The following is a 25060-nucleotide window of genomic DNA, read 5'->3' as shown; positions in this document are numbered from 1 at the left end:
TTTTAGTAGGGTCACATTGCTTTATTCGGTCAGCAAGCGGTGGCCTTTTCTTGGCGCGTTCCAGCTTAGCCCTTCATCCGGTCAATCCGGAACGGCCAGCTTCTCGTAATGCTTGTACAGCGAATGAAACGGGCCGGAATAGTTCTTGAGCCAGGGCTTGCGCTTGCCGCAGAAATGCAGGATCGCCGTCTGCCGAACGACGAAATCCATATCGACCTTGCCGCCGCTCGCCAGCTTGTAATAGCGGTAAAAGCGCGCATCGTAATTGTAGCGAACCTCGTCCAGGTCGCGAATCGAGGTGGAGTACAGCGCGTTCAGCACGTCCTGATCGGGCAGGATCAGCCGCTTTTTGTTCTCCTTCACATACGCGAAAATCTCTTCTTCCCGCACCGCCTCCCGCTGCCTCCGCAAGTTCATCAGCAGCACGCCCGAATTGTAGTACGCGGGCAGCTCCTGCGCCTTCAGCCTCAGCCGGTTGAGCTCGGTCAGCGGAATCCGGTCGTGGTAAGCGGCGGCGAACAGGTGCCCGCCGAGCTCGGTCTCGTACAGCGGCCGGATGTCGTTCAGGATCAACAGGTCGGGATCGAGGTAGAGAATCTTGTCCAGCTCGGGCGGAAGGAAGCGAAAAGCGAGAATCCGGTAGTACATTTCCTTGGAATAATGCTTCACCACCGGCGCCTCGGCGAAATAGCCGCTCTCCACCCGGATGGCGAATAGCTCGTGGCCGTGGCCGCCGATATAGCGGTTGAGCTCGGCAAGCTCTTCCGGGCGGATGCTGGAATGAAGCAGATAAACGGCGAACGGCGTTTCGGGATGCTGCAGAAACAGCGATTTCAGCATCACCTTGAGGGGATGCAGGTAATTGGAGTTCAGGGTGACCAGGATGGATACGGACATGGGCGGCTCGCGGGTCTCCTTTGGGGACAATCCGGTTTTCTTTTATCATAGCGAACCGGTGCCGACAAGAAAAGAGCGTCCCGCCGTCCCTGTCGGCGAAACGCTCCTGCCTCCCTCATGACTCTCCCGCAGATCAGCTTGCCGGCTTGCCGGGGCCGAACAGCTTCATCCGGTACAGGACGGTGATGGTCCGGTAGAAATCCAAGCTTCCCTTCGGGGTATCGACCAGCCGGGCGGCGACGGCCGCATCCATGGCTTCCTTGGCCCAAGCGGGAGGGTCCTGCTGCTCCAGGCTTTGCAAGGCCTTGAGCTGCGACTGGGCCGCGGCGAGCTGTGTCCGCGTGGCTTGAAGATCGGCCTGCAGCTTGACGATCTGTGCGGTCAATTCCTCCAGCATATCCTCCACCTCCTCGTCAAAGCGCTTCAAGTTATTATTCGCGATGATCTGGATCAGCTTCTGCGCGTAATCCGGGTCGGTTGCGTAGCCCCCGAGCTGCAGCGCCAGCGCCTGCTCCTCCGGCGTCTTCGCCCGGCGGACCCGCTCGTAACGGCTCAGGCGAAACAGCAGGTCCTGATCGCGGAAGCCGTCTTCCACCGAATCGTACGCCCGCCAATTGGCGGTGACGTTGTAGCGGACGCCGTCCACCACCTCCCAGGTTCGGGTGTTGACGGACCGCCCCTTCCAGTAAGGGGTAACCTGGCCGCTGCCGACCTTGAAGCCCACCACATTGTTCCAGGACGGAATGACGCCTCCCGTTTCGTTCAAGGCCTGCGCCACGCGCAGCGAAGCGAAGACGGGGGAGCCGTCCAGCCGCAGCTTCACCGCAATGGGTCCGATGGCCGCGATAAATTCCTGTCGGGTCATGGCTGTCCCTCCTTTTCCATCCCCGTTACTACGGTGTATGCATGAGAAGCGCCAAGGCAACGGACAAAGCACCCGAAGGATGCGAAAAAAGGCCGGGGGCTCCGGCCTTTTTTACAGAAAGCTGACGATGACGGACAGAACCATTCCGGCGACGGCAATCCACAGCAGCTTGGACCTCCAGACCGCCTTCAGCCGCTTGTCCTGTTTCTCCAGCTTTTTCTCGAATCGCGTTCTCGGCTCCTCGTCCTGATCCTCCGAATCGCCCTTGATGGCCTGGTTGGGACCGAAGCCGGCGACCAGAAAAGCGACGATCAAGAGGAACAACGAGAGCATGAACAGCTTGTCGGACAACTCGCGCACGGGTAACTCTCCTTATCTCGGTTCATTCGGCGGTTCATAAGGAAAAGTATACCGGGCCGCTGCAGCAAAAGCCAGCGAAGCTCGCGCTCCGAAAGCTCACCGAAGGTTCGCCCGCTCCTCCATGAGCTGCCGAAGCTTCGCTTGATAGGCCCGTATCCGCTCGGAATTCGGACCCATTTTGTCCAGCAGCCTCAGCGTATCCGATTCGCCGTCCTCGCTTACCGCCTCCATGAGCAGCAGCTCCTCCGGGGGATACGCGCTCTCGTCGTAAGTCACGTCTACCTCCCGCCCTTCTTCCTGGGCATACCAGTTCATGCGGATGGCAAACGGACCGGAATAATAGCTTCCGGCAAAAAGAAATCCCTCCCGGGTGAGATAAGCCGTTCCGGTTCTCAAGCGGGGGGAAGGGTGACGCTCATTCATAGCAAGGCCTCCGTGCGCCGACGCGCGTGTGCATTCTGTTCCCCTATTATACGGGAGCGGCTTGTCCCTTGGGCAGAGGGAATGGCTGGAACGCGCGAGCCGATCCGAGGCTTACATCCCGTGCATCCCCGGCATGCCGCCGACGATTTCAGGGTTGACCATGCCGAAGATCATGGCAATGTGGGCAACGACCAAGAAACCGCTGACCAAGGTAAAATGCAGCTTCATCCTCGACTCCTCCGAGCGCTTGCGCCCGATGAGACCGAGATCGAGAAGCGCCAGGGGGAGCAGGAAGACAACTCCGCTCAGGTAGAAGCCCACCGCCACCACGTCGACCCAGGTGTGCCATTCCCCGTTCATCGTCAGCGGCACGAAGGCGGTCGGAAAAAGGTAGAGGAAGATGCCCGTGAAGTAGAGACCGGCGAGTATGCTGCATACCCGGTTAAACGCCCTTAGCCGGCCGTGCAGGTGTTTGCCGAACAGGATGACAAATTCCGTGACGGTGATCGTCTCGGCGAAGATCACCGGTATGGCCATGAAGAGAATCAGATTCCATGGCTGGTTGTCTGCGAGCAAGGACATATAATGCGTCATGTTCATTCGGAGGTCCTCCCAAAGGGAAATGTATGGCAGAACCAGACTATACCAAATATGTGGAGAAACAATGGAGATAGCAGAGCAAGCCGATCGTTCGTCAACTTGTGATTTTCACTCTCTTAGAAAACTCGGGTTATGTTATTTACACGTGTATTCGCACGTGCTATTCTTTGTTTATCGGGAGACGACAGGATGCATGAGCCCGGTGAAGGAACGGTGCCGCACCCGAAGAATCCGCAAGGGTTGGTAAAAAGCATTTTGAAGCAGGCGGGGCTTTAAAAGCCCTAAGTATATGGAGGTACAAGAGATGACAAAAGACCGCTATATCTATCCGGCCGTATTCGACTATGCACTCGAAGGTATCTCCGTCAGCTTTCCGGACTTACCTGGCGCGCAAACATGCGGGGACAACGACGAGGAAGCGCTGCAAATGGCGAAAGAATGCTTAGCCCTGCACCTATACGGAATGGAGCAGGACGGCGAAGATATTCCGGACGCAAGTCGCGCTGTCGATATCGTTAACGAAATGAACCAGACTATTGCATTAATCGAGGTTTGGATGCCGCCATTTCGCGATGAGATGGCGGAAAAGGCCGTTAAAAAGACGCTTACGATACCGAAATGGTTAAATGATGTGGCCGAAGAGAACAACGTTAACTTTTCGCGGATTCTGCAGGACGCGTTAAAATCGTATCTCGACGTAAAAGAACGGAAGAAAGGATAAGAAAGAACGCCGACTTAACGGATATCCCGTTTAGGTCGGCGTTTTTCAACTCACATAAGCTGCCTCCGGGTGCTTTTCCCGAAGCCATCCTTATCGGCGATTACGGGCCAAACGCTGCTATAAAGCCATTGATCAATCGCACTTCTCCGCCTGCCCCGCGTCCTCGCGCGTACGGAACGAGGAGCCGCAGCCGCAGGTGGCGACGGCGTTGGGGTTGTCGATGGTGAAGCCGCCGGACAGTCCGGCATCCTGGTAATCCACCTTGAGGCCGTTCAGGTACTTCAGGTCCGCCTTGGAGACGACGACGGGCAGGCCGTCGAAGTCCATCGCCTCGTCTCCCTCGCCGCGCTCGTCGTCGAGTCCCATCTGGTACGTGAAGCCGCTGCAGCCGCCCTCGTTCACGCCGAGGCGCAGGAACAGCTTGGGGTTGCCTTCGCCCTCCAGCATCTCTTTGATCTTGTCGATGGCCGTTGCCGATATATCGATCATGGGAGCTTCCTCCTTATTGTTGATAATTCTTCTCATTTCAGTATACCCCGTTTCCGTTCCACCCTCAAGGCGGCTCCGCTTTGATTTGCCCCTCCTCTCGGAGGCGTTTATAATTATTCTAGATTGATGATTTTACCAAGTCGGAAGATAGGCAAGGAGTGTAATCATGAGCATCGTAATTCCTACACCGGAAAAACGCATGGCCGCCATTGCCGAAAAGGTCGAGCACGGAGAACGGCTCACGCTGGACGAGGGGCTGTTTCTTTACCAATCGGACGATCTGGCCACGCTCGGCATGCTGGCCAACAAGGTTAATCTGCGCAAGAACGGCAAAAAGGTCTATTTTATCGAAAACATGAGCCTGTATTTCACCAACGTGTGCGAAGCGCACTGCGCCTTCTGCCATTTCCGCCGCGACGAGGGCGAGGAAGGCGCTTACACCGTCACGCCGGAGGAGATGTTCGCCTACATCGACCAGCACATCCGGCCGGACACGCGGGAATTTCACATTACCGGCGGCCACAACCCCCACGTTCCCTTCGAGTATTTCGTCGGGTATGTCCGCGCACTCAAGGAGCGCTATCCGCAGGTGACGATTAAGGCCCATACGGCAGCGGAGATCGAATTCTTCTCCCGGCTGTCGGGACTGAGCTACCGGGAGGTGCTGCAGACGCTGCGGAACGCGGGGCTCGGCACGCTGACCGGCGGCGGAGCGGAGATCCTCTCCGAGCGGTACCGGCAAAAGATGGGCGTCGGCAAGGCGACCACCGAGCAGTGGCTGGAGGTACAGCGGACCGCCCACCAAATGGGCATGAAAACCCATGCCACGATGCTGTACGGCTCCATCGAGACGCTGGAGGAGCGGCTGACCCACATGATGCTGCTGCGCGAGCTGCAGGACGAGACAAACGGATTCATGGTCTTCATTCCCAACGCGGTTCAGCCCGCCAAGAAATCGATGGGCCTTACGCGGCGCGTCTCCGCCTACGACGACCTGCGCACCATTGCGGTGAGCCGCCTCATGTGCGACAACATCCCGCACATTAAAGCCTACTTCATCAACCTGGGCACGCAGATTGCCCAGATCGCGCTGCACTTCGGCGCCTCCGACGTGCACGGCACGATCGTGCAGGAGCGGGTCAGCCACTCGGCCGGCGCGCTGTCGCCGGAAGGCCTGACCAAGAACGACCTGATCCATCTGATCCAATCCGCCGATCGGATTCCGGTGGAGCGGGACACCTTCTATGGGGAAGTCAAGGTTTACTGAGGCAGGCTGCGCCCCCGAGGCGTAAGCCAGGCAACGGATCGAACGGACAAGGCGGGATGTCCGCTCGCGGGCGTCCCCCGGCGGAGGGAGACGGATAAGCGGATGCGAAACGTGCTAGTGGCGGGCGGCGGTTACGGCGGTTTGACGGTGATCCACGAGCTGCTGGAAAAGGGCCTGCCCGACGATGTCGGCATTACTTTGGTGGACCGGATGCCCTTTCAGGGCCTCAAGACGGAGTACTATGCGCTCGCCTCGGGCACCGTGGCGGACCGCGAGCTTCGGGTGGCGTTTCCCGACGACCCCCGGCTCGTCAAGCGGTTCGGGGAGATCGAGAAGATTGATCTCGCCGCCCGGCAGGTGCGCCTCGCCGGACAGGATGCGCTGGACTACGACTATCTGATCATCGCGCTCGGCTGCACCGACAAATACCACGGCGTCCCCGGAGCGGCGGACTATGCCTGCGGCATCCAAAGCTTCAGCGCGGCGCGCGTGGCCTATCAGCGGCTGGGAGACGTCCGCCCCTACGGGCAGATATCCATCGTAGGCGGGGGATTAAGCGGCGTGGAGCTGGCGGCCGAGCTCCGGGAGAGCCGGCCCGATCTGAACATCCGCATTCTCGATCGAGGCGCAGGCGTTCTCTCCTCGTTTCCGGCCAAGCTGCAGCATTATACGCGGGAATGGTTTGTCCGCCACGACGTCGAGCTTCGCGGGCAGGTGTCGCTGTGCCGCGTGGAGCCGGGCTGTCTGTATAACGGCGACGAGGAGATCGAGTCGGACGAAATCGTCTGGACGGCGGGCATTCAGCCGAGTCCGGCGGTGCAGCGGCTGGACCTGCCGAAGGACGCCGGCGGGCGAATTCTCTTGAATGCGCTCCACCAGGTGCCGGGTCACCCGGAGGTCTATGTGGCGGGCGATTGCGCGAGCCTCGCCTTCTCTCCCAGCGCGCAGGCGGCCGAGGGCCAGGGCAAGCAGATCGCCGAGGTGCTGCTCGCCCTCTGGAACAACGAAACGCCCCGGCTCGACAGAATCAAGCTCAAGGGCGTTCTCGGGTCGCTCGGCAAAAAAGCCGGTTTCGGCGTGATGGGCGAGCATACGGTGCTGGTCGGTAAAATTCCGCGCACGCTGAAAAGCGGCGTGCTGTGGATGTCCCGGCATCATTTCGGCTGACGCGGGCATCCTAATCGCCAAAGAGCTTCTCCAGCTCTTCCGCCTCGCGGATTTTCGTCAGGATGCGCTCCAGCAGCTCATCGGCGCTGTCCGCCGCCACGATCTCTCCGTTCAGGAGCGCGTAAGGCATGGCGTAGCATTCTCCGCAGTTGCCGAGGCAGCCGTATTCGATCACATCGTACTCGGGATTCGCTTCCAAGGCGGCCATCACGCGGTCCGTGCCATGGTGCATGTTGCTGGAACAAAATTCGATGATCGGTCGCATGATTGCCTCCCGGCCCGTTTTATTTTTCGCCCTCATTGTAATATAATAAGGGAACGAAGGAAAGGAGTTGAATCCAAGTGAGCGAAACGACCCAAACCCAGTACGATCAGGTACAGGAAGTGCTCGACAAGCTGCGCCCGTTCCTGCAGCGCGACGGCGGCGACGTGGAACTCGTCGATGTGGAGGACGGTATCGTCAAGCTGCGTCTGCAGGGTGCCTGCGGCAGTTGCCCCAGCTCGACCATCACGCTGAAGGCCGGTATCGAACGCGCCCTTGTCGAGGAAGTCGAAGGCATCGAAGAGGTTGTTCAGGTATTCTGATCGCCATACCAAAGCCCGCATCCAACCGGATGCGGGCTTTTTTTGCGCGAGTGTCCAGGACTGCGGCAAGGCGCGTTCAGACGTGGCTCGCCTGTCCGGATGCACCCGGCCAAGCATCCTTGCCGCAAACGGCGGCTCAGTCCGCCCGGGATTGCATCCCGCCGGACAGCGAGCGAATCGGATCGAGCCCGCCGGACACGTCCAGGATATTGCCGGTGATGAAATCCGATTCCGCCTGGCACAGGAAAGCGATCACGCGGGCGACATCCTCGCCCGAGCCGGGCCGGCCGCGCGGCGATTCCTCGTCGCGCAGCAGCTCCGCCTCGCGGATCAGCCGCTCCTTGTTGTCACCCTTGATGTCGCCCGGGCAGATCATGTTCACGGTGATGCCGTTCTTCGCTTCCTCGACGGCCAGCGACTTCGTGAAGGACACGAGCCCGACCTTCGCGGCGGCGTATACGGCCCGGTGGACCCAAGCGGGAGCCTCCGCGGCGCGCCCGAAGCCGAAATGCAGGATCCGGCCCCAGCCGCGCTGCCGCATCCCCGGCAGAACCAGCGCATCCAGCTCGATCACGCTGCCCAGGTTGCCGGACAAGAGATACCGGACCTCCTCGGGCGTATAATCGGCGAACAGCCGCCGCTCGCGGATGAACGGACCGGCATTGTTCACCAGGATGTCGATCGGCCCGAGCCGGTTGGCCGTCTCCGTCACCAGCCGCTCCGGATCGCCCGGAACGGTCATGTCGGCCTGCACGGCCGAGCAGCGCACGCCGTGCATCCGCTCGATCTCTTCCTTCAGGCGTTCGGCTTCGTCGCCGCTCGTCCGGTAATTGAGGCCGATGTCGCAGCCGCTTGCCGCCAGCGTCAAGGCGGTGCGCTTGCCTAAGCCCCGGGCGCTGCCCGTGATCAGGGCGATTTTGCGAGTCCCCACTCTCCCCTGTCCCCTCCTCCCGAATTGAGCCGGCGCTTCGGTCAGGCCCGGCCTTTGCCGAGGTAGCGAAACACCTCGCCCACAGCCCGGCAGGCCGCTCCGTACCCTTCTTCCAAGTCCTTCAGCTTCTCCTGCAGGTTCTCCACCGGCGTCCGCTTCGAGCCGGGCAAGAGCAGCAGGTCGTCGGTCAGCTCTTCGTTGATTGCATGGATCTCCAGATTGCGGATTTTCTTCAACCGGAGCAGCGCATCCTGATGGCGCTGTTTTTCCTCGAACAGCCGCTCCTCGAGCGCCGCTGCCGTCTTGCTGTCGTGCATGCGCCGGAGCACCGTGAAATACGAATAGCTTTCCTTGATCGCCTCCGTGTGCAGATCGAACCGTTCGTTCAGGAATTCGCCCAGCTTGTCGAGCACGGAGAAGATTCGAATCAACGCGTTCTTATAGAAATAGACCGAGCGGTGATAATCGTCTTCTTCCGATTCGTCCATCTCTTCCATATAGGCGCTGGTGACGAGATCGGTAAATCGGCGGCAGGCATACAGACTCTGCTCCAGCTCGTCCAGCGAACGGTACAGGCCCTTGGCCATGACGGACAGGCGAAACGCCCGCCGCTCCTCCTTCTTGTCTGCGGGCGGATGTTCCTCCAGGTAGTGCTTCAGCCAGCGGTTTGCTTCCGCCAGCTCGCCCGAATCGAGCCTTCGTGGTTCTCCGAACATGAAGCGCAGCATGCCGTTCCTCCTCGCTGTCCGTTTGTCCCTAAAGCCTCATTGTCCCTCGCTCCGGTCGCCGCTATGCGCCCCTCCGCGCGGTATCCGGTATTAGCTCCGGGGAAAATACTCCTTCCACCGCTCTCCTACCTGCTTGACGATGTCCTCCCGGGGAAACAGCTCGTCGGGATAGCCGGGCTTCATCCGGGCGTCGATGACGAGCGGCAGCCGGTAGCCGATGTGATGGCGCTCCACGAAGGTGCGGGCATAGATATCGGCAGCCGGGTTAAAGCGGGTAAAGACGGTCCACAGGAAGGCAGTCTGGTTGCGCGCAACCGAGGCGTCATCTGCCAGGATAACCAGCGGCCAATCGCCGAAGGCCTCCGCCTGTTCGGTCGCGAGCCGTTCCGGCAGCGCCGGGTCTTCGGCATAGGCCGCACCGGAGACGACCAAGCAGCCGCGGCAGTACACCTCCGCGCCGCGAATGCCGGGCACGACTCCGCCCCGGTATTCGCCGGGAAGCGCCCGCTTCGGCTCGCCGACGCCGAGCAGGATCGCCTTGCTACCGTGATTGAGGCGGTGGCCGGTGTAGTCGAGCGTATCGTGCGACGTGTGGTTGAAGATCAACAGGTCCTCGGCCGGGTCGAACCGCTCCAGCACCGCCTCGAGCAGGACGTCAAACCGGTCGAGCGGAACGTGCTGGTCGGTGACGACGAGGAATTTGGTCAGCGTAAGCTGGCCTTCCCCCAGCACCCGGAAGGCATTGGCCAGCGCTTCCCGGCGGTAGCTCTCGCGGACGATGGCCGCAGCGAGCGGATGGAAGCCCGATTCCGCGTAGGTCCACAGCTCGCGCACGCCCGGCATCACCATGGGGAAAGCGGGCGACAGGAGGCGCTGGAGGAATTCGCCCAGGTAGTAATCCTCCTGCCGTGGCTTGCCGACGATGGTCGCGGGATAGACCGCATCCTTGCGGTGGTACATGCGCTCCACGGACAGCACCGGAAAATCGTGCGTCAGCGAGTAATAGCCGTAATGGTCGCCGAACGGCCCTTCCGGGCGGCGGACATGCGGCTGAACCCGGCCGCGGATGGCGAATTCGGCCTCGGCGATCAGCCGGTGGCCGCCGTCCGGCGCGGCCGTCATGCCGAGCTTCTCGCCGAGGATGAGCGAGGCGAGCAGGAGCTCCGGGATCATCTCCGGCACCGGCGCTACGGCCGACGCCACCAGGGCGGGCGGTCCGCCGAGGAAGACCGTGACCGGCAGCGCTTGGTTCCGCGCCTCCGCCTCGCTGTAATGGAAGCCGCCGCCCTTGTGAATCTGCCAGTGCATGCCGGTGGTGGCATCGTCATAGATCTGCATCCGGTACATGCCCAGGTTTCCGTTGCCGCTGACCGGGCTCTCCGTATAGACGAGCGGCAGCGTGACGAACGGACCGCCGTCCTCCTGCCAGCAGGTCAGCGCCGGCAGCCCCTTCAGCGGGTCCGTCTCCCGCACCGCGCCCAAGATCGGCGCCGAGACGGCCTTCTTGGTGCCCACCTTCAGCAGCTCCCACAGGAGCCCCTTCTCCCGCCAAACGGCGAGCGGCGTCGGCGGCAGCAGGCGTTCCAGCGCTCCGACCGCCTGCTGAACCAGCTTTTCCGGACGGGTTCCGAACGCCAGCTCCATCCGCCGGGAGGTGCCGAACAGGTTGGTCACGACCGGGAACGAGGCTCCCTTCACGTTCGTGAACAGCAGCGCCGGTCCCCCTTCGTCGATCACCCGGCGATGGATCTCGGCGATCTCCAGATAGGGATCGACCGGAGCCGAGATGATGGCCACTTCCTTCTCCCGCTCCAGCAATTCAATATATTGACGCAAGTTACGATGCATGGATGAGCTCCTTTTGGCGTATGTAGTCCGGGCCCGGTTCGAAGCCGTTGTTCGAAGCCGAGCCAAATAAGAAATTCGCCCGTTCTCCGGGCGGTACCATGCTCATTATATCGGTTTTGCCGAACGGTTTCAAAAAAAGCAAGACGCCGCCCGGCTGTGCGGAGCCGAACGGCGTCTTGCTTGCCGCGATGCGGATGAGCTTGCGTTCCAGCGGTGCCGCGAACCGTTCCGACGGCGGTTCTCTCGGGTTGCGGTCCAGGCCGGTTCCTCATTCTTGCCCAGTCCTAGCTTACGCTTCCTTGCCTGCCGTTCCCCGATAGGCGTCGGCCACCTGAAGCGTCTTGTCCAGATAGTCCTCGATCTCCTCGCGGGTTTTGCGCAGCTTGCTGACGAAGCGGGTGAGCTCCTGTCCGCCGACAAACGCGATAAAGCTGGGAATGCCGAGGATGTTCAGCTCGCTGCAAAGCTCGGGCAGCTCGTCGCGGTCCACATGAACGAAAGAAATCCGGTCGCCGTATTTCGCTTCCACGTCCGGCATAAAGGGGTCAATGAAGTGGCAATCCCCGCACCAGACCGCCTTGAAAACGGCCACGGTCGGCTTTTCCTCCGCAATCTGGCTGCGGAACTCTTCCTCTTGATGAATCTGGCGCATGCGCGATCCCTCCCTGATGGGTTATCCCTATGATCTTGCACCGATTCGCTTGCCTTGTCAAACCCGGTCCGCCCATAACCCCGTTGACTGATGAAATGGAGAAAAGTTGGCAAAAATAACCGAAGGACCGTCAAAAATCGCAACGGAAAGGGAACCGAGCACTATGAACCCATTTGGCCCGCTTCGCCGCCGCTTGTCCGCCTTGCTGCGCCTTCCGAGAGCGGAAGGCCGTCCGGACCGCCGTCCTCCCGATGCCGCTCCCTCCCGCCCGCGCAGCGACGGCGGGAAACCGACCCGGGAGCCGCTTCCCGTCACCCTCACGGCCAAGACGGCCGAACGGATTCAGGACAGGCTGCGCTCCGCTCTGCAAACCGCCCAGTCCCTCCGCTTCGACGCCCGCGCACGCCGGGACGGCCGGGACGTCTTCCAGGAATCGGAATCGCTGGCCATGGAAGTCTCCGCCGAGCTGGCCGACCCGTCCGCCGATCCGGACGATGGGGCTCTAGAGCCGCCGTCGCCGGTTGAAGCGCCGGCTCCCCCTTACGCCTCCGAATGGAGCCTTCCGGCTTCCGGCGATGCCGATCTGGCGATTCTGGCCTGGATTCGCCAGGAAACGGCGAGGATGAACCGCAACAACCTCACCCGCACGTTCGCTTATCATCGGCTGTATACCCGGCATCCCGAGCTGCACTGGGCTTTTCTCGCCCACATGGTGTCCCGCAATGCCGGATGGAACATGACCGACCTGAAGGGCGGCCTCCTTCCCCGCCTGCTCGGCTGGCGGCAGATCGACGCCCTCTATCAGATGCTGGAGCGGGCCAACGCCCTCATCTTCCAGGACGCCTACCCGCAGCTCCTGCTGTACCAGGAAGGCAAGCGGCGCGGCCGAAGGCTGACCCCGCTCCTCAGCCGGCTCGACATCTCGTCGTTCATGCCGCCGCTCTGGGACGATTTTGCCGAGACCGGCGACCCCGTGCCCCTGACTGTGGGGCTGATTGTCAACGAGCAGAACTTCATCCAGGGGCGGGTGATCGAGAACCCGTTCTTCGCCAAGGAAGTGCTGGAGCAGCCGTTCTTCCGGCTCGATTCGCTGCTGCATGTGAACCAGACGCTCTTCCCCTATGTGGCGCCCGACACCGGCAAGGTCCGGCTCGCGGGAATGGCTCTGGAGGACTTCCCCAATCTGGAGGAGCGCATCCGCTTCGGCCGCAAGCTGTACGCTCTCTTGTTCGGCGTAACCGCCGTGCAAAAGGGCTCTCGGCAGTTCGCGGACGCCGTGCCGCACACCGGCTCGCGGTCGGACTACTGGCCGGAGGTCTTCACCCCGGACAAAGAAACGCCTCCGTCCCGCGAGGAGACGAAGGCGTCCGGCAAGCCGGCGCGCTATTACAGCCCGCCGCTTGCTTCCGTTTGGCCGAACCGGCCGGTGGAGCCGGCCGTTCCGGCCGATTGGTTCCGCGATATGAGCGCGCTCGCTCATTTCAGCGCGCTGAAGGCCCCTGCGTCCTGGATGATGGACCGCGAGCACCTGGTGGTGCTGAAGGCGCAGGAAGCGGCGGCCGCGGCCAAGACTTGGGCCGCACCGTCCAAGCTCTGAGCTTGGGCCGGCTGCCCGTGCTAAGCGCTTAAGCCTTGAAGCCGATCAGCCGACCGGCCTTCGCCACGAGCCGCTGCACCGAAGCCGGGTAAGTGGCCAGGTCCTCGCGCGTGACCACCTTGGCCACGCCGAGCATCACCGGATAGAGGCCGATGACGACGATTCCGACGAGCGCCGACTGCAGGAAGAAATCGATCCGGTAGGGAAGTCCGGATATCAGCTTGCCCGACAGCCAGGCGACGAGCCATCCGGCCAGCGCCACGACCGCGGTGGCGAAGTACAGCCGGGTCCAGCGGCCGCGCGTGAAGATGCGGAAGCCCTCTACCCGCTGCTGCAGGCTGCGATGGTTTAGCCAGGCCATGACGATGAAGCACAACGCGGTCCCGCCCATGATGCCGTAGATGCCGATGAACGGCGACAGCAGGTAGCTGACCGCCAGCTTCACGGCGAGGCCGATGACCACGTGGCCGACCAGCGGCTTCATCACGCCCATACCGGTCAGAATGCCGCCGGAGGTCTGCATGAGAATCTGGAACATCGCCGTCACGGTGAGGAACGCGATCAGGTTGGTCCCGTTGGCGTTGCCGAACGCCAGCGAGTTGATCGGAGCCGCGCCGACCGTAATCAGGATGACGAACGGCAAGCCGGAGAGCACGGCGAGCTGCAGCGCCCGTCCCGCCTGCTTCGCGACCAGCCGGTTGTCGCCTTTGGCGAACGCCGCCGAGATGATCGGCACGATCGACTGGCTGATGGCGATCGCCAGCACGATCGGCAGACCGGCGAGCGATTGGGCCCGGCCGCCCAGTTGGCCGAGGATGTCCTGAGCCCGCTGGTCGCCGAGGCTGCTGATCAACAGCGGCTTGACGATCGTCGAATCGATGATGTTGACCATCGGCACGGCGGCCGAATAGACGACGATCGGAACCGAAATGATGAGCAGGGCTTTGTAGATGGAGGTATAGCGGATACGGCTTGCCGCAAGCAGCTCCCGCTCGGTCGGCACCATGCCTTCCTCTTCATCCTTGCGGCGCAGCCGAACGAGATAGAGCAAGAGGACCGCGATTGCCCCGATGGTTCCCGCTACGCCTCCGAACGAAGCTCCGGTGACGCCCCAGTTCAGTCCCCAATCGACGACGTGGATAAACCAGTAAGCGAAGAACACCGCCGTGGAGACGCGAAGAATTTGCTCGAAAATCTGCGAGAGGCCGTTCGGCATCATGTGCTGGCGGCCTTGAAAATAACCGCGGATGATCGCGGCGAGCGGAAACAGAAGCAGCGCCGGAGCGATCGCCCGAATCGGGCCGACCGCGCTCGGGTCTTTGCTCCAACTGGCCTGTACCGGCGCGAAGAAATAGAGCAGCACCGTCATCAGGCAGCCGGAAATCACGGCAAACCAGATGGCCGCCTGAAACACCCGCTCCGCCTCCGCTTTACGCCCGAGCTCCATCCGCTCGGAGACCAGCTTGCTGACCGCGCTCGGAAAGCCGGCCGTGGCGATCGTAAAGAAAATGAAATAGACGTTATACGAGATCGTATACGTGCCCATGCCGCTGTCGCCGAGCAGGTTTTGCAGCGGAATGCGTTGGACGAACCCGAGAAACCGGGCGACGAACGCGGCCAGCGTTAAGATCAGCGTGCCTTTGACCAAGGAATCCTTCTTCGACAAGCCAAGCAACCTTCTTCCTTCTGGCGGAGTGCGCCGCCGTAACTTGAACTAAAGCGGCGGTTATTCGGCCAGCGGATTAGGGGTGCGGATGTCCTCGAGCGGTTGGTTGTGGCCGTAGATCGGGCTCGCTCCGTGCCGGGGAGCGGCCCAGCGCACGGCATTTGCCAGCACGCGCAGCACGTTCTCATTGTAATAGGTTGGATAAGCTTCATGGCCCGGGCGGAAGTAGAACACCTTGCCCTGTCCGCGGTGATAGGTGCAGCCGCTGCGGAATACCTCGCCGCCCTCGAACCAGCTGACGAAGACCAGCTCGTCGGGAGCCGGAATGTCGAAGTGTTCGCCGTACATTTCTTCGTGCGGCAGCTCGAAGAACGGGCCGATGCCTTCGGCGATCGGATGCGCCGGATCGACAACCCACAGCCGTTCCTTCTCGCCGACTTCCCGCCAGCGCAGATCGCAGGAGGTGCCCATCAGCTTCTTGAAGATTTTGGAGAAGTGGCCGGAATGGAGCACGATCAGCCCCATGCCCTTCAGCACGCGCTCGTGAACCCGGTTCACAATCTCGTCCGAGACGCGGTCATGCCCCATGTGCCCCCACCAGAGCAGCACGTCCGTCTCCTTCAGGACTTCCTCGGTCAAGCCGTGCTCGGGCTGGTCCAGGGTGGCGGTGCGGATGGTCAGCTCGTCGCCCGCGAGGCCCGCCGCAATGGCTTCGTGAATGCCTTTCGGGTACAGCTCGGCAACGATGCCGGGTTCTTTTTCATGCAGGAATTCGTTCCAGACGGTTACGTTAATCATCGAATTCACCTCAGGTAGAGTGTTGGCGCTGCTGGGCCGGACTTAAGCCGGGTTAAAGAATCCAAATGAGGAACAGAACGATCATGATGATCTGAAGGATAATCTTAACCACCGCACTGGAAAAGATTCCGACGAGCGAGCCGACCCCGACCTTCATCGATTTGCCGAAGCTGGCCCCCGTCAGCAACTCCCCGGCGGCCGCTCCCAGAAAGGGACCGAGGATAAGCCCCAGAAAGGGCAGCACGAACGGGCCGACGATGATCCCGACCGTGCTTCCGACGACGGACGCGCGGGAGCCGCCGAATTTTTTGACACCGAGCGCGCTGATCACATAATCCCCCACGAAAATCCCGAGGAAAATAGCCGTCTGCAGCGCCCAAAACCAGAAGCCGAATTCCTGAAATCCAAAAAACCAGCCGTACACGAAGAAAGCGAAGTACACGGCCACCACACTCGGGAGCACCGGATAAACCGTTCCGATCATCCCGATCACAAACAGCGCGATAATCAGCAGCCAACCGACAACCGCCATGCGTCATCCCTCTTTTCCGATAAGAATGGATTCCGAGCTACCGTTCTTCTCCAAACACGAATTTCCGGATCGCCTTCGCGACGCCGTCCTCGGTGTTAAGCGCGGTGATGTAATCGGCGGCCGCCTTGACCTCCTCCTGAGCGTTGCCCATGGCGATCCCGAGCCCGGCTGCCCGGATCATGCTCAGGTCGTTCATGCTGTCGCCCATGGCGATGACCTCGTCCATCGTGATGCCCCGCATGGCGCAGACCTCGAGCAGGCCGCTCTCCTTGCTGACGCCGGACGGGTTGACCTCGATATTGAACGGATGGGAATTGGTCAGCTCATACCGGCCGGTCGTCTCGAGCTCTGCCCGGATTTCGCCCAGCAGAGCGGCATCCTCCACGTAAAAGCCGAATTTCAGCCATTCCATGCTGCCGATGTCCTCGACCCAGCGTTCCTTGTTGAACAAGCCTTCCACCGCGTAGCCCCAGTACCAGGTGTCCCGTCTCACCGCAAGGTCGACCATTTCCCTGATCCAGACCGGGTCCATGACATGCCGGGTCTTCAGGAGGCCCGGCGCTTCCCACACCTCGCTGCCGTTCACGGCGACCATCGGTGAGGTGAGTCCGAGTTCTTGAACAAACGGCTGGACGCTTTGCAGGCCCCGGCCGGTGGCGAACATCACGGTGACTCCATGCTCGATCGCGCGGAGAATCCATTTGCGGTTCTCCGGGGTGATCTGGCTGTTCTCGTCCAGGACGGTTCCGTCCATGTCGAGCGCGATCAGACTATAAGGCTTGGCTGACTTTGATGTCACGGGTTCCTCCTTGTCCCGCGCTTCCCGGCAGCAGATAGGTCTCATGCCAGAGCGCGAACATGTAGATGGTCCACAAGCGGCGGGCGTAATCGCCTTGCCCCTTGCGGTGCTTGGCCAGCATCTCCTCGACCGCCGAGAAGCGGACGAACTCGCCGATCTTGCCGGCTTCGATCTGCTCCAGCACCTGGGTGCCGCGCGGTCCCTTCATCCAGTCGCGCATCGGAACCGGGAAGCCCAGCTTCGGGCGGTTGAGGATGAAGTCCGGGATGATGCCCTCCATGGCCTTGCGGAAGATGTACTTCGTGGTGCCTTCGGCGAGCCGGTATTTGACCGGAATTCTCCGCGCCAGCTCGAACATTTCCTTGTCCAGGAACGGCACGCGCAGCTCCAGCGAGTGGGCCATCGTCATCTTGTCGGCCTTCATCAGGATATCGCCGGGCAGCCACAGATTCATGTCGATGTACTGCATGCGGCTGACCGGGTCAAGGTGGCGGGTCTTGTCGTAGTAGTCGCCGGCGATCTGAATCGGGTTCTTGTAGGTGCCGAGCAGATCGGCGTGGCTTGCCAGCACCGAGGCTTTCATGTCCTCGGTGAAGATCTTGGCGTTGCCGAGGAACCGCTCGGTGAGGGGCGTCGTCCCGCGCAGCAGGTAGTTGCGGCCGGTGAAGCCCTGCGGCAAGAGGGCGGCGAGCTGGTGCAGCGCCCGCATGAGCGGCGCGGGCAGCCATGCGAGCGGCTTCAGAGACAGCGGCTCGCGGTAGATGCGGTAGCCGCCGAACAGCTCGTCGGCGCCTTCGCCGGAGAGCACGACCGTGACATGCTGGCGGGCCAGCTCCGCCAGGTGGTACAGGGCGATCGCCGAGGGGTCGGCAACCGGCTCGTCCTGATGCCAGGCGGCCTTTGGCAGGCTGTCGAAGTATTCCTGCTCGGTGATGACCTTGGAGAAATGCTTCGTGCCGAGCGCCTTCGCCGTCTGCTCGGCGATCACGGTCTCATTGTTCGCTCCCTCGAAGCCGACGGAGAAGGTCCGGATCGACTCGAACATGCTCATGTGGGCGGCCATGGCGGTCGAGTCGATGCCGCTCGACAGGAAGCAGCCGCGCTCGACGTCGCTCACCAGATGGTGTTCGACCGAATCCTTCAGGCGGACGCGGATCTCCTCCACGTATTCTTCGAACGGCCGGTCCTCCGGCTCGAACATTGGATCATAGTAGCGCGTCACGTTCATCCGGCCGTCCTCGGTCACCGTCAGGTAGTGTCCGGGGCGCAGCTTCTGAATGCCCGAGAACATCGTGTCCGGCTCCGGCACGTACTGGAAGGTCAGGTAGTTCAGCAGGCTTTCCGGACGGACGGAGCGCTCCATCCCTTCCGCTTGAAGAAGGCTCTTGATCTCGGAGCCGAATACAAACCGCTCCGCTGTGTGGTGGTAATAAAACGGCTTGATGCCAAAATGGTCGCGGGCGGCGAGCAGCCTGCGCTTCTTCATATCCCAGATGGCAAAGCCGAACATGCCGCGCAGCATCTTCACGCAGTCCTCGCCGAATTCCTCGTACAGGTGGACGATGGTCTCGGTGTCGGATGCCGTGCGGAAGGTATGGCCGCGGTCGATCAGCATCGAACGCAGCTCTTTGTAGTTATAGATTTCGCCGTTGAAGATGATCCAAACCGATTCGTCTTCGTTCGCCAAGGGCTGATGCCCTTCGCGGATATCAATGATGGACAGCCGCCGGAAGCCGAGACCCACTCCCGCATCCGTCAGGAAGCCGGTGTCGTTCGGTCCCCGGTGGGCGATCACGTCTGTCATCCGCTGCAAGGTTTCTCTCGATGGGGCAAGGCCGTTAAACAGCATCATGCCGGTAATTCCGCACATCGCTCTCCACTCTCCAATTCAGACCGTCCGGCCCTTGCCTGCTCAGGCCAGGAACGGACGGGTCCGGCGGGCGCGCCGGCTCTATTTTTTCGATACATAAGTATACCACAGGCACCGCGAAGGGTGGAAATTCGGCCACATATTTTTCAATCCTGCCCGTTTGGACGATGGGAAAGCGTCCTCTGGGTCGTTTCGGTGGACGCCGATTTCCAGACCCTTCCGGTTTTCGGAAAAACTTTTACCAAAACCTGCCGATCGGTTTACATCGCGAGAACAATCGCTCCCTACACTGAAGAGGATCCATCAGTCGATTAGGAGGGATTTGGAAAAATGAAACCTTGGTCAAAGAAAGCGGTTCTCTGCGGACTGGCCGGCCTCGTCCTCTCTACCGGCAGCCTGGTGCAAGCGGCCGAGCCTGCGGTCGGCAAAGCGGGCCAACCGGCCTCGAAGAATCTGATCGTTCTGATCGGGGACGGCATGGGGCCGGCCCAAGTCTCGGCAGCCCGGTACTACCAGCAATATAAAAAGCAAATCCCGCACTTGGCCCTCGACCCTTATTACGTCGGACAAGCCACCACCTATGCCGACAAGGGCGAGGACGGCGGGACCCTGGTCTCGGGGGTCGTCACCGATTCCGCTTCCGCCGGAACGGCTTTTGCGACCGGACACAAGACCTACAACGCCGGGATCAGCGTATCGAACGAAGAGGTGGCCAAGCCCTTCGCCTCCATCATCGAAGCCGCCGAGGCGAGCGGAAAGGCGACGGGACTCGTCACCACCGCCCGCATCACCCATGCGACTCCCGCCGTCTATGCCTCCCATGTGCGCAACCGCGACAACGAATCGGCCATCGCTTCCCAATACCTCGACAGCGGCGTGGATGTGCTGTTCGGCGGCGGCAAGCAGTTCTTCGTAACCCAAGGCGAAAAGGGAAAGCGCACGGACAAAAACATCCTGCCCGACTTCAAGGCAAAGGGATACGCCATCGTGGAAACCGCCGGATCGCTGAAGGCCCTGCCGAGCTCCACAACCAAGGCGCTCGGCCTGTTCGGCAACTCCCACGTCGCCTATACCCCCGACCGCACGGCGGACATCCCGAGCCTCGCCCAGATGACCGCCTCGGCGCTGTCGATCCTGGCGAAGGACAAGGACGGCTTCGTCATGATGATCGAAGGCGGCCGGATCGACCATGCCGGACACGCCAACGACCTGCCGACGCTGGTGCAGGAGGTGCTCGATTTCGATGCCGCCTTCAAGACCGCCATCGACTTCGCCAAGAAGAACGGAAACACCTACGTCGTCGTCACAGCCGACCATGAGACCGGCGGGCTGTCGCTGTCCCGCGACGACATTTACGAGCTGAACATCGACCTCTGGGACAAGCAGAAGCACTCGTCCGAATCCATCGCCGGGGCGCTTGCGGCCGCCAAAACGCCGGAGGACATCCGCCGCATCGTCGCCGACAACAACGGCTTCACCGACCTGAGCGACGACGAGGTCCAGTCGATCCTGGCGGGAGACGGTTCTTCCTACAAGCGGGAAGGCGCCTACAACGCGGTCGTCTCCAAGCGCCTCTTGGTCGGCTGGTCCGGCCACGGCCACTCCGCCGTCGATGTCGGGGTCTGGGCGTACGGCCCGATTGCCGACAAGGTCAAGGGCCAGATCGACAACACGCAGATTGCCAAGGGGGCGGCCGCCGTGACCGGCGTCGATTTGGCCAAGCAATCCGCGGCGCTGCAAGCGAAGTACCTTTATCCGAAGGTTAAGGCAAGCGGTACGGGCGAGGTGCTGTACCCGGCTTCCAGCCTGGCCAAGGCGCTCGGGGCCAGCTCTGCGGGAGGGGCGACGACCTCCAAGCTGGTCTACGGCAAAACCGTTATCGAGATCGACAAAACGGCGTTGACCGCAAAGCTCAACGGCCAACCGGCCGCTTACACCGTCGTTCTCGATAATGGAACGGTCTATCTGCCGCTGGCGGCATTCAGCCGGTTAACCGGCAAGACGCTCGGCTGGGATGCCTTGTCCGAACGGATCGTTCTGAAATAAGACGGCCCGGCTCCGCGGCCGCTGAGAACAAAAAGCCTTTCCCGTTTGAGCGGGAAAGGCTTTTTAGGTTGAGCCCGACTGCGCAGAGCCTCAAGCGGCAACGCCGATTGAACAATCGCAAAGGGGCAAAGCAACGGAATCCTACGGGTTCACGCGAGTGACGCCGTCCACCTTTTGCTGGCCGGTTCCGGTCGTCCCTGCACCGGTGCCGGCGGCTCCGGCGGTTCCCTGGCCGCCGCCGGTCGTACCGGCTCCAGCCGCTCCCGCTGTGCCGGTCGTTCCTGAGGTCTGGTCCGTTTTCGGCTTGAAGCCGAAATATGCGTCATAGATCTTGCGGGCGATCGGGGCGGCTCCATACCGTCCGTAGCCGCCCTCCGGCACCACGACGGCGATGGCCAGCTTCGGCTTTTCAACCGGAGCGAAGGTGACGAATACCGCGTTGTTCAAATCTCTTCTTCCGGCGATGAAGGACTGCGACGTCCCCGTCTTACGGGCAAACGAGATCGGGAAATCATCAAACCCCTCAACTCCCGACTTCATGCCGCTGATGACTGTGTTCCACTGTTGGTCTGTAAACTTCTCTGTGTTCAAGACCTTCACATCGTCTTTATAGGTATGCACAACCTTGTTGTCGTAAGTGGTGATTTTATCGACGAACAGCGGTTTCATCCGATTGCCCCGATTGGCCAGCATCGTCGCATACTGGGCAAGCTGCAGCGTCGTGTATTTGCCGCCTTGCCCAAAGGAAGACATGACCAACACGCTTTGGGTACTGGAGCTTGTGTCGTCCTTATAATCGCGAATGCCAACCGATTCGAACGGGAGGCCGCTCTCCGTGCTTACGCCAAGACCGAAGGCTTTCATGTATTTGTCCCAAACATCGAGCGGAGTGGTTCCTTTGTTCTGGTAGTAGGTGTACCGTTCGTACAGGTTCAAACCGATCATCTTCGCCATAAAGGTATTCGAGGAGACTTCGATGGCTTTTGACGGCGTGAGCAGTTGACTGCCGTGCGGTTCCGAATTGTGTACGACTCCGCTTCCGTCTTTCCCGAATCTCATTTCTCCGGAATCGTAATAGGTATCATTTGGACCAAACAGCCCCTCGCGCAGGCCGAGCAGCACCGACAGCGGCTTGATCGTCGAACCGAGCGGCACCAGCGAGGACGCGCTGCGCGCGAGCAGCTTCTCGTCCTGTGAGTTGATCCGCCGGTCACGGATCGCCCCATTCGGGATCAGGTTCATGATGCTCATGTACTTCTGGTCGGTCATGTTGTCCCAATCGGAAGGCATATAATCCGGGTAGCTCGCCATGGCCACGACCCGGCCGGTATCGACCTCCATCGCCACCGCATAGCCCATCTTGGCATTGTTGCCGTCCTTCTCGTACTTTTTGTTGGACTTTTGCAGAGTGGCCAAGGTATCCTTGATGGCATTCTGCGCGGCGAGCTGCACGTCGCGGTCGATGGTCAGGTAGAGATTCTGCCCCTTGACCGGATAGGTGATCTCGGGATCGCCGATGATCTGGTTGTTGGCGTTGACCGGGTAGACCTTCTTGCCGTTGACGCCGCGCAGCACGTCTTGATACATAAATTCCAGGCCATCGACGCCGACGAATTCGCGGTCTTCGTAACCCTCTTCATTTTTATTTCGGTAAAAGTCGGCCAGTGTCCCCTTTTTGTCCGTGCCGGTGACGCCGCTGAACTTGCGCAGGTATCCGACGAGCTGAACCGCCACCTGCTTGTTCGGGTCCTCTTCGTATTCGCGGACGCTCTCCTCCGAGATGTCCAGACCGGGAAGCTCGTCCCTATGCTCGGAAATGTAGGCGATCTCCTCTTTGGTGAGGTTGGTCTTGATCCGGCGCGGCGAATAAAAGTAATCCTTCGGGGCCCGCTCGCCGCCCTCGTACGTAAAGAACGTATCCATCAAGTTGAAAATGTCCTCGGCTTTGAGCGGCTCCGTAGTCTTCGCCCCGTACTTGGCGAAAACCATCTCCAGCGTCTTCGCGGTGCGCAGGAGACTCTCATGGGTATCGTCCTTGGAGAGCTGCATGAATAAGGTTTCCGTCGAGCGGGAAGTGGCGATCGGTGCGCCTTTGACATCGTAGATATTGCCGCGTACCGGAGGAATGTACAAGGGGACCTGAGTGGCGTCGTCCTTCTGCGCCTTGAGTTGCGGCCCTTCGACAAACTGAATGTAAGCCAGCTTGATGATCAAGGTCGAGAACAGAAGGAAGGTTGCAAAGAAAAACATATTGATGCGGATGGAAAAGTGCCTGCGCAGCTTCCCTTCGCGTTTTTGGGAATTGTCGTCAAGCTCGGGGGAGTTCTGCATGCCGCGTCCTTCCTTTCGTTACCTCTAAATCAATTCATCCAGCGAGGAAATCCCCGCTCCCGTATGGTAATCGTACCGTTTGATCCGAACCGAGTCAATTCCGACCTGAGCCGGGGCCCAGATGTCGTTTACCTCGTGATCCCCGATATAGAGTACCTCGGATGCCTCCAGCTCCGCAAGCGAAAGGGCCAGCCGGAAGATGCCCGGCCCCGGCTTCTCCATCCCGACCTCGACCGAGATCACCACCGGATCGAAATAGCCGAGAACTCCTTTGTCCTCCAGGATATCCCGCAAGCTGCCGGAGAAATTGGACACCAGCCCGAGCCGGAAGCCGCGCGCCCGAAGCCGCTCCAGATTGGCTGCAACGTCCGGAAACAGACGGTAATGCTTCGGAGACAAAAATTCCTCGTACAGCCCGAGGCTGCATTCCTCGATCTGCCGCTCGTCCCATTCCGCAGACGCCTCCAATTGGGCGAGCACATCCTTGTAGATGCCGGTCCAATACAAGCGGTCCGATTCCGGCGAGCAGGCATCGTCCAGCGCGAGCGGCTTCTCCACGTAATGCTTGCGGATGGCGGCGGTCAGCGCCTGACCGACCCGTTCCTCGTCGCGGAAGAGAGAGCGTCCCGTCAGATAGGAATGAAAGAGGTTCAGATCGCCGGGAACGGTAATGAGGGTGTCTCCCGCGTCAAAGAACAGCGCTTTATAGGCGCTTAGCGGCTTTGCCAATGGGCTTGCAATCGGATTTTCCATGCGTACCTCCCCTTAGATTTGGCGGTCGGGAATGTGGGTCGAGGCGAAGTCGGGCGGATTAAACCAATTGCCCCCGCTCGACACCCACGTGGTGTCCAGCGGCACCCATCCCTTGCCCTCGAGCCGGACTTCGTTCCAGGCATGCGGCCCGTAGCCGCCGGTTCCGTCCGCCCCCATTCCGGTAACCACGCGCACGGAAAGCCCCGCCGATCGGGCCATGACGGCATACAGCCGGGAATAATCAATGCAGACGCCTTCCCGGGTGCGGAAGGTGTCCTCCGGCGTCTGCTCTTGCCAAATCCGCTTCTCCACATACAAATTATACTTGTTCCAGTCGTAGCGGACCCGCGTGCCGACCCATTCATAGAGCGCCCGAGCCTTCTCTTCGTCGGTATCCGCCCGCTCGGTGACCCGGGCTGCCGCCTCGGCAATATTGCCGGGGACAGCGGCATCCTCGACTTCATACCGTCGCTGGAGAATCTGGGACATCTCGTTCTTCACGGATTCCGTGAATACGGGCAGGCGGTTCTGCAGCCAATCGCCGGTGAGCGGACTCACGATGCGCTCGGCACCTTCCCGGTAGACCCTCGACTCTTGAATATAGTCGGAAGCGGCGGTTTGCGGGAACAGGGCGGTGTAAGCGAACAGGATCGCCACGAACAGAACCGCTCTGCCGGCACCCGTTACCGCGCCGAGGATGGCGCCCGTCAAGCTGCTGAGCGAGGCGAGGCCCGGGCTGCTGCGGACTGCCCGCTCCCGCCGGGAGCGGGTCAAGCCGCTGCCCAAGAAGGACATGCTGCCGAGAAAACCCCGGACAATCAGATAAACGACGAAGAACAGCAAGGCACCCCGCAGCAGCGGAAAATCGCGCACGCTCGTGACAGCCGTATAGTAGAACTGGCGAAACGCATTAATCTCCCCGTCGGGAATCCGGATGTTCCGCCCCGCCAGCCATTCGGCCAGCATCGGCGAGAGCGTCTCCGCAGCCTTCCAGGCGATCAGCATCGCCAGAACGGTCAAGGCCGTGTCCACTGCAAACCGGATGAGCTGGCGGGCGGAGCCGTTGGCTCCCCGGGCGGCCCCGGCCAGAGCGGAGAACAGGACGATCAGCACGAGCACGGCGGAAACCGCATTG

At 61.0% G+C, this 25060-nt stretch carries 25 protein-coding genes; 6 read left to right on the top strand and 19 right to left on the bottom strand.

Annotation, left to right across the window (positions count from 1 at the left end):
• Positions 1-81: 81 nt before the first annotated feature.
• The 5 genes from ACSEXS_RS15655 to ACSEXS_RS15635 form a co-directional block, all read right to left on the bottom strand.
• On the bottom strand, positions 82-897 hold the full coding sequence (locus ACSEXS_RS15655; RefSeq protein WP_438434173.1) for a glycosyltransferase family 8 protein: 816 nt from the start codon (positions 895-897) through the stop codon (positions 82-84).
• A 133-nt stretch (positions 898-1030) separates the two neighbouring features.
• Entirely contained in the window at positions 1031-1762 is a 732-nt protein-coding gene (locus tag ACSEXS_RS15650; protein ID WP_438434172.1) for a glycoside hydrolase family 73 protein, read from the bottom strand.
• Positions 1763-1873: 111 nt separating this feature from the next.
• Positions 1874-2122 (bottom strand): hypothetical protein, encoded by a 249-nt coding sequence (locus ACSEXS_RS15645; protein ID WP_438434171.1) that lies wholly within the window; start codon positions 2120-2122, stop codon positions 1874-1876.
• Between the two features lie 96 nt (positions 2123-2218).
• Complete coding sequence (locus tag ACSEXS_RS15640) at positions 2219-2545, bottom strand: hypothetical protein (protein ID WP_438434170.1); 327 nt, start codon at positions 2543-2545, stop codon at positions 2219-2221.
• Between the two features lie 111 nt (positions 2546-2656).
• Positions 2657-3145, bottom strand: a complete 489-nt coding sequence (locus tag ACSEXS_RS15635; RefSeq protein ID WP_438434169.1) for a DUF6803 family protein — start codon at positions 3143-3145, stop codon at positions 2657-2659.
• A gap of 304 nt (positions 3146-3449) precedes the next feature.
• On the opposite strand from ACSEXS_RS15635, the gene ACSEXS_RS15630 reads away from it, so the two are divergent.
• Positions 3450-3866 (top strand): type II toxin-antitoxin system HicB family antitoxin, encoded by a 417-nt coding sequence (locus tag ACSEXS_RS15630; protein ID WP_438434168.1) that lies wholly within the window; start codon positions 3450-3452, stop codon positions 3864-3866.
• Between the two features lie 132 nt (positions 3867-3998).
• Here the strand turns inward: ACSEXS_RS15630 and ACSEXS_RS15625 are convergent, their stop codons facing one another.
• Positions 3999-4355 (bottom strand): HesB/IscA family protein, encoded by a 357-nt coding sequence (locus ACSEXS_RS15625; RefSeq protein WP_438434167.1) that lies wholly within the window; start codon positions 4353-4355, stop codon positions 3999-4001.
• A gap of 166 nt (positions 4356-4521) precedes the next feature.
• Between ACSEXS_RS15625 and mqnE the strand changes: the two genes are divergently transcribed.
• Positions 4522-5622, top strand: a complete 1101-nt coding sequence (mqnE, locus tag ACSEXS_RS15620; protein ID WP_438434166.1) for an aminofutalosine synthase MqnE — start codon at positions 4522-4524, stop codon at positions 5620-5622.
• A 102-nt stretch (positions 5623-5724) separates the two neighbouring features.
• Positions 5725-6789: an NAD(P)/FAD-dependent oxidoreductase gene (locus ACSEXS_RS15615; RefSeq protein ID WP_438434165.1), complete on the top strand. Its 1065-nt coding sequence runs from the start codon at positions 5725-5727 to the stop codon at positions 6787-6789.
• A gap of 10 nt (positions 6790-6799) precedes the next feature.
• On the opposite strand, the gene ACSEXS_RS15610 is transcribed toward ACSEXS_RS15615, so the two are convergent.
• Positions 6800-7054: a YuzB family protein gene (locus tag ACSEXS_RS15610; RefSeq protein WP_438434164.1), complete on the bottom strand. Its 255-nt coding sequence runs from the start codon at positions 7052-7054 to the stop codon at positions 6800-6802.
• 77 nt (positions 7055-7131) lie between these two features.
• On the opposite strand from ACSEXS_RS15610, the gene ACSEXS_RS15605 reads away from it, so the two are divergent.
• A complete protein-coding gene (locus ACSEXS_RS15605) occupies positions 7132-7374 on the top strand; it encodes a NifU family protein (protein WP_438434163.1) in 243 nt (80 codons plus the stop codon).
• A 136-nt stretch (positions 7375-7510) separates the two neighbouring features.
• On the opposite strand, the gene ACSEXS_RS15600 is transcribed toward ACSEXS_RS15605, so the two are convergent.
• The 4 genes from ACSEXS_RS15600 to ACSEXS_RS15585 all read right to left on the bottom strand — a co-directional run bounded on the left by ACSEXS_RS15600 (position 7511) and on the right by ACSEXS_RS15585 (position 11533).
• Complete coding sequence (locus ACSEXS_RS15600) at positions 7511-8305, bottom strand: SDR family oxidoreductase (RefSeq protein WP_438434162.1); 795 nt, start codon at positions 8303-8305, stop codon at positions 7511-7513.
• Positions 8306-8346: 41 nt separating this feature from the next.
• Positions 8347-9033, bottom strand: coding sequence for a Cthe_2314 family HEPN domain-containing protein (locus ACSEXS_RS15595; RefSeq protein ID WP_438434161.1), 687 nt, complete (start codon positions 9031-9033; stop codon positions 8347-8349).
• A 90-nt stretch (positions 9034-9123) separates the two neighbouring features.
• Positions 9124-10881 carry a UbiD family decarboxylase gene (locus ACSEXS_RS15590; protein ID WP_438434160.1) on the bottom strand — a complete coding sequence of 586 codons (1758 nt, stop codon included), beginning with the start codon at positions 10879-10881 and terminating at the stop codon, positions 9124-9126.
• A gap of 289 nt (positions 10882-11170) precedes the next feature.
• Entirely contained in the window at positions 11171-11533 is a 363-nt protein-coding gene (locus tag ACSEXS_RS15585) for a thioredoxin family protein (RefSeq protein WP_438434159.1), read from the bottom strand.
• Positions 11534-11696: 163 nt separating this feature from the next.
• On the opposite strand from ACSEXS_RS15585, the gene ACSEXS_RS15580 reads away from it, so the two are divergent.
• Positions 11697-13130: a DUF2515 family protein gene (locus ACSEXS_RS15580; protein WP_438434158.1), complete on the top strand. Its 1434-nt coding sequence runs from the start codon at positions 11697-11699 to the stop codon at positions 13128-13130.
• Positions 13131-13158: 28 nt separating this feature from the next.
• Here ACSEXS_RS15580 and ACSEXS_RS15575 read toward each other — a convergent pair whose 3' ends face one another.
• The 5 genes from ACSEXS_RS15575 to asnB are packed head-to-tail and all read right to left on the bottom strand — an operon-like array spanning position 13159 to position 18795.
• Positions 13159-14796, bottom strand: a complete 1638-nt coding sequence (locus tag ACSEXS_RS15575) for a putative polysaccharide biosynthesis protein (RefSeq protein ID WP_438434157.1) — start codon at positions 14794-14796, stop codon at positions 13159-13161.
• A gap of 60 nt (positions 14797-14856) precedes the next feature.
• The gene (locus ACSEXS_RS15570; RefSeq protein ID WP_438434156.1) at positions 14857-15594 is read right to left on the bottom strand and encodes a ThuA domain-containing protein; all 738 of its coding nucleotides are present in this window, start codon (positions 15592-15594) and stop codon (positions 14857-14859) included.
• Between the two features lie 52 nt (positions 15595-15646).
• The gene (locus ACSEXS_RS15565; protein ID WP_438434155.1) at positions 15647-16126 is read right to left on the bottom strand and encodes a DUF456 domain-containing protein; all 480 of its coding nucleotides are present in this window, start codon (positions 16124-16126) and stop codon (positions 15647-15649) included.
• A gap of 37 nt (positions 16127-16163) precedes the next feature.
• The gene (locus tag ACSEXS_RS15560; RefSeq protein WP_438434154.1) at positions 16164-16925 is read right to left on the bottom strand and encodes a Cof-type HAD-IIB family hydrolase; all 762 of its coding nucleotides are present in this window, start codon (positions 16923-16925) and stop codon (positions 16164-16166) included.
• On the bottom strand, positions 16897-18795 hold the full coding sequence (gene asnB, locus ACSEXS_RS15555) for an asparagine synthase (glutamine-hydrolyzing) (RefSeq protein WP_438434153.1): 1899 nt from the start codon (positions 18793-18795) through the stop codon (positions 16897-16899). The genes ACSEXS_RS15560 and asnB overlap by 29 nt, the downstream gene beginning before the upstream one ends.
• Before the next feature lie 330 nt (positions 18796-19125).
• Between asnB and ACSEXS_RS15550 the strand changes: the two genes are divergently transcribed.
• Positions 19126-20841 (top strand): alkaline phosphatase, encoded by a 1716-nt coding sequence (locus ACSEXS_RS15550; protein WP_438434152.1) that lies wholly within the window; start codon positions 19126-19128, stop codon positions 20839-20841.
• Between the two features lie 141 nt (positions 20842-20982).
• Here ACSEXS_RS15550 and ACSEXS_RS15545 read toward each other — a convergent pair whose 3' ends face one another.
• From ACSEXS_RS15545 to ACSEXS_RS15535, 3 genes are read right to left on the bottom strand one after another with little or no spacing between them, the layout of a single operon-like run.
• Positions 20983-23172 carry a peptidoglycan D,D-transpeptidase FtsI family protein gene (locus ACSEXS_RS15545; protein WP_438434151.1) on the bottom strand — a complete coding sequence of 730 codons (2190 nt, stop codon included), beginning with the start codon at positions 23170-23172 and terminating at the stop codon, positions 20983-20985.
• 24 nt (positions 23173-23196) lie between these two features.
• Positions 23197-23925: an HAD-IA family hydrolase gene (locus ACSEXS_RS15540; RefSeq protein WP_438434150.1), complete on the bottom strand. Its 729-nt coding sequence runs from the start codon at positions 23923-23925 to the stop codon at positions 23197-23199.
• Positions 23926-23937: 12 nt separating this feature from the next.
• Positions 23938-25044, bottom strand: coding sequence for a transglutaminase domain-containing protein (locus ACSEXS_RS15535; RefSeq protein WP_438434149.1), 1107 nt, complete (start codon positions 25042-25044; stop codon positions 23938-23940).
• Positions 25045-25060 lie beyond the last annotated feature (16 nt).

It is taken from the genome of Gorillibacterium terrae (genome assembly GCF_051594785.1).
In the GTDB taxonomy this organism is placed as follows: domain Bacteria; phylum Bacillota; class Bacilli; order Paenibacillales; family NBRC-103111; genus Gorillibacterium.
Note: the sequence above shows the minus strand (reverse complement) of the source record. Positions and strands in the feature narration are given on the sequence as shown.